The organism is Bacillus sp. JS (assembly GCF_000259365.1).
Taxonomy (GTDB): Bacteria; Bacillota; Bacilli; order Bacillales; family Bacillaceae; genus Bacillus; species Bacillus stercoris.
Window position 1 is genome coordinate 1,837,497 of the sequence record NC_017743.1, and the last position, 4,379, is coordinate 1,841,875.

The window sequence follows — 4,379 nt, forward strand, 5'->3', positions numbered from 1 at the left end:
ATAAAAATCATTAAAATGATCCATTGAAGGAGAGAGCGCGTTATGGATAAACAGAGAATCTTTGAAGTATTAATCACCAATATTTGCGAGGTGCTTCCTGAATTAGACGGACACAGATTTGAGCCTGAAGATCAGTTAGTTGAGCTAGGGGCTGACTCTGTAGACAGAGCTGAAATTATCACAATGGTGCTAGAGGATTTATCGTTAAAAATTCCTCGCATTGAGCTATCCGGAGTGAAAAACATCGGTGAATTAGCTGAGGTGCTTTATGACAAAGTGCAATCTGCCTGAGGTTGTAGTGACCGGTGTAGGCGTCACGGCCTCCATCGGTCAAGGGAAGGAGGATTTTGCTTCCTCGCTGCTGTCCGGCAGACATGCCTTTGATGTCATGAAGCGTTCAGGCAGACAAAAAGACAGCCGGTTTATCGGAGCTGAAATCGCGTCATTGTCTTATCCCGACCGGCTTTCTAAAAAAATATTGCGGAAAGCATCATTTTCCAGCCGCGCTGCATTGGTAACTCTCACGGAGGCTTGGGAGGAGGCTGAATTGGACGATGCAGATTCCTCACGTATCGGACTGGTAGTTGGCGGGTCAAATTTCCAGCAGAGAGAAACCTTAGAGGTTTATGAAAGCTATCAAGCCCGCTCTGGTTTTATTTCGCCGGCGTATGGCCTGTCTTTCATGGATAGCGATCTTTGCGGGATATGTACAGATCAGTTTGGCATCACAGGATTGGCATATACGGTGGGAGGAGCCTCGGCCAGCGGCCAGTTAGCAGTCATTCATGCGATTCAGCAAGTCCTGTCAGGCGAAGTTGATACTTGCATAGCACTTGGTGCTTTAATGGATCTTTCTTATATGGAATGTGAGGCGCTAAGGGCTTTAGGCGCTATGGGAACGGACAAATATGCTGATGAACCTGAAAAAGCGTGCCGGCCCTTCGATCAAAACAGAGACGGGTTTATTTATGGAGAATCGTGCGGTGCATTGGTAATAGAACGAAGGGAGACGGCTTTACAAAGAGGTGTTAAACCTTATGCAGCATTGCCTGGCTGGTCAATTAAACTGGACGGAAACCGGAACCCTGATCCTTCATTAGAAGGAGAGATTCATGTCATCCAGAAGGCGCTGGGGCGTGCCGGCCTTTCACCAGAAGATATTGATTATATTAATCCTCATGGTACAGGTTCTTTTATTGGAGATGAAACAGAATTAAAGGCGCTCCGTGCATGCGGGCTTTCCCATGCTTATATCAATGCAACAAAATCGATAACCGGACACGGGCTTAGTGCGGCGGGCATCGTAGAGATTATTTCTGTTTTGCTGCAAATGAAAAAATCTGCCCTGCATCCGAGCCGGAATTTGGATCATCCAATCGATGATTCCTTTCATTGGGTAAATGAGAAATCGATTTCATACCGCATCAAAAATGCGCTGAGCTTAAGCATGGGGTTTGGTGGAATGAACACTGCGGTTTGTATACAAAACATTGAGAAATGTGGAGGCGAATCATAAATGGTTTCAGCCGGAATAGAAGCGATGAATGTCTTTGGCGGAACGGCATACCTTGATGTCATGGAGCTGGCCAAATACAGACGCTTAGACACTGCCAGATTTGAAAACTTATTAATGAAAGAAAAAGCGGTAGCACTGCCTTATGAAGATCCCGTGACCTTCGGAGTCAATGCAGCTAAGCCGATAATTGATGCTTTATCTGAAGCAGAGAAGGACCGGATTGAATTATTAATCACTTGCTCTGAATCCGGGATTGACTTTGGAAAATCGTTAAGTACATATATCCACGAGCATTTAGGCCTCAACCGCAACTGCCGTTTGTTTGAGATTAAACAGGCATGTTATTCAGGAACGGCTGGATTTCAGATGGCGGTAAATTTTATATTATCCCAGACTTCCCCGGGGGCCAAAGCACTGGTTATCGCCAGTGATATTTCACGTTTTTTAATTGCAGAGGGCGGAGACGCATTAAGCGAAGATTGGTCTTATGCGGAACCAAGCGCCGGGGCGGGAGCGGTGGCCGTTTTAGTTGGCGAAAATCCCGAGGTGTTTCAAATAGATCCCGGAGCAAATGGGTATTACGGCTATGAAGTCATGGACACGTGCCGCCCCATTCCCGACAGTGAAGCGGGTGATTCTGATCTCTCTTTAATGTCATATCTGGATTGCTGCGAACAGACCTTTCTGGAATATCAAAAACGTGTACCGGGAGCCAATTATCAGGACACGTTTCAATATCTTGCTTACCATACGCCCTTTGGCGGGATGGTGAAAGGTGCGCACCGGACAATGATGCGTAAGGTGGCGAAGATGAAAACAGCTGGGATTGAGACGGATTTTTTAAATCGGGTAAAACCAGGTTTAAATTACTGTCAACGGGTTGGAAATATTATGGGGGCAGCCTTGTTTCTGGCATTGGCCAGCACGATCGACCAAGGGAGATTTGATTCGCCTAAACGAATTGGCTGTTTTTCCTACGGATCCGGCTGCTGTTCCGAGTTTTACAGCGGAATTACAACTCCGGAAGGCCAGAAGCGTCAGCGAACATTTGACATTGAGAAGCATTTGGATCGCCGATATCAGCTCTCTATGGAAGAGTATGAGCTGCTGTTTAAGGGGAGCGGGATGGTGCGGTTTGGGACGCGTAATGTAAAGCTGGACTTTGAGATGATACCGGGCATCATGAAGTCTACTCAAGAGAAGCCGCGCTTGTTTTTAGAAGAAATTTCTGAGTTTCATCGGAAGTACAGGTGGATCACGTGACCTATCAAACGATAAAGGTCCGCTTTCAAGCGTCGGTTTGCTATCTTACCTTTCACCGCCCTGAAGCGAATAATACGATTAATGACACGCTGATAGAAGAATGCCTGCAAGTGTTAAACCAATGTGAAACATCATCAGTTACAGTTGTCGTTTTAGAGGGGCTTCCCGAGGTGTTTTGTTTCGGAGCGGATTTTCAAGATATCTATCAGGAAATGAAAAGGGGCAGAAAACAGGCAAGCTCTCAAGAGCCTCTCTATGATTTGTGGCTGAAATTACAGACCGGTCCTTACGTCACGATATCTCATGTCAGGGGAAAAGTGAATGCAGGCGGTCTTGGATTCGTTTCTGCCACTGATATTGCCATTGCTGATCAGACGGCGTCATTCAGTCTCTCTGAGCTGCTATTTGGCCTGTACCCTGCGTGTGTTTTACCGTTTTTGATCCGCCGTATCGGCTGGCAGAAAGCGCATTACATGACACTTATGACAAAGCCGATTTCCGTTCAGGAAGCCAGTGAATGGGGGTTAATAGATGCTTTTGATGCTCAAAGTGACGTGCTGCTGAGAAAGCATTTATTGCGTTTGCGGAGGCTGAATAAAAAAGGAATCGCACATTATAAACAGTTTATGAGCTCACTCGATCATCAAGTCAGCCGTTCGAAAGCCACCGCTTTAACTGCAAATCAACAGATGTTTTCTGATCCCCAAAACCAAATGAGAATCATCAGGTATGTTGAAACAGGACAATTCCCATGGGAGGATCAGTAACCGTTTAAAAATGACAATCAGAACCGTTAGGAGGACATCATGACGCATTCCGTTGTGGAGCTTATTGAAATTGAACACGCCATTATTCAGGTAAAAATGCATGATCGTGCTCATAAAAACGCGTTTTCACAAGAACTTACAGACGGTTTAATTCAAGCGTTTGAATACATACGGCAGCACCCAAAATATAAAGCGGTCATTTTGACAGGATATGATAATTATTTTGCTTCAGGAGGAACGCAAGAAGGACTGCTTCGAATTCAGCAGGGGGTGACCAAGTTCACTGATGACAATCTTTATTCTCTGGCGCTGGATTGCGAGATTCCAGTTATTGCGGCAATGCAGGGCCATGGAATTGGAGGCGGTTTTGTCATGGGGCTCTTTGCTGATTTTGTCATTCTGAGCAGAGAAAGCGTGTATACGGCTAATTTTATGAAATACGGATTTACGCCCGGAATGGGCGCTACCTTTATCGTTCCTAAAAAACTGGGATTCAGCCTGGCCCAGGAAATATTATTGAATGCGGGAAGCTACCGCGGAGCTGAGCTTGAAAAAAGAGGGGTTCCCTTTAAAGTGCTGCCCCGTGCAGAAGTGTTGGATTATGCAGTGGAGCTGGCGCAAGAACTGGCGGAAAAGCCAAGAAACTCATTGGTTACCCTGAAAGACCATCTGGTTGCCCCGCTTCGTGATCAGCTGCCGCGCGTCATTGAACAGGAATTGATGATGCATGAGAAAACATTTCATCATGAAGAAGTCAAAACAAGGATCAAAGGTTTATACGGGAATTAACTGAAAATCTATAAAAATTTCGCAGGTGAAATGGAGGCAGCGCG

General features: G+C 45.8%; 5 protein-coding genes. All 5 read left to right on the forward strand.

Annotation, left to right across the window (positions count from 1 at the left end):
• Positions 1 to 42 precede the first annotated feature (42 nt).
• Genes MY9_RS09390 through MY9_RS09410 form a run of 5 tightly spaced genes read left to right on the forward strand, consistent with a single transcriptional unit; the run spans position 43 to position 4,335 of the window.
• Positions 43 to 291, forward strand: coding sequence for an acyl carrier protein (locus tag MY9_RS09390; RefSeq protein WP_003231809.1), 249 nt, complete (start codon positions 43 to 45; stop codon positions 289 to 291).
• Positions 269 to 1,516 (forward strand): polyketide biosynthesis malonyl-ACP decarboxylase PksF, encoded by a 1,248-nt coding sequence (gene pksF, locus MY9_RS09395; RefSeq protein WP_014664041.1) that lies wholly within the window; start codon positions 269 to 271, stop codon positions 1,514 to 1,516. Before MY9_RS09390 ends, pksF begins: the two co-directional genes overlap by 23 nt.
• Positions 1,517 to 2,779 (forward strand): polyketide biosynthesis 3-hydroxy-3-methylglutaryl-ACP synthase PksG, encoded by a 1,263-nt coding sequence (pksG, locus tag MY9_RS09400; protein WP_014664042.1) that lies wholly within the window; start codon positions 1,517 to 1,519, stop codon positions 2,777 to 2,779. It abuts the gene before it with no gap.
• A complete protein-coding gene (locus tag MY9_RS09405) occupies positions 2,767 to 3,546 on the forward strand; it encodes an enoyl-CoA hydratase/isomerase (protein ID WP_081483620.1) in 780 nt (259 codons plus the stop codon). Before pksG ends, MY9_RS09405 begins: the two co-directional genes overlap by 13 nt.
• A 39-nt stretch (positions 3,547 to 3,585) precedes the next feature.
• On the forward strand, positions 3,586 to 4,335 hold the full coding sequence (locus MY9_RS09410) for a polyketide synthase (RefSeq protein WP_014664044.1): 750 nt from the start codon (positions 3,586 to 3,588) through the stop codon (positions 4,333 to 4,335).
• The last annotated feature ends 44 nt before the right edge of the window (positions 4,336 to 4,379 follow it).

What these genes read in the sequence shown, in the direction of transcription:
- MY9_RS09410 (WP_014664044.1), top strand. Translation starts at nt 3,586, where the DNA reads ATGACGCATTCCGTTGTGGAGCTTATTGAAATTGAACACGCCATTATT.
- pksF (WP_014664041.1), top strand. Translation starts at nt 269, where the DNA reads ATGACAAAGTGCAATCTGCCTGAGGTTGTAGTGACCGGTGTAGGCGTC.
- MY9_RS09390 (WP_003231809.1), top strand. Translation starts at nt 43, where the DNA reads ATGGATAAACAGAGAATCTTTGAAGTATTAATCACCAATATTTGCGAG.
- pksG (WP_014664042.1), top strand. Translation starts at nt 1,517, where the DNA reads ATGGTTTCAGCCGGAATAGAAGCGATGAATGTCTTTGGCGGAACGGCA.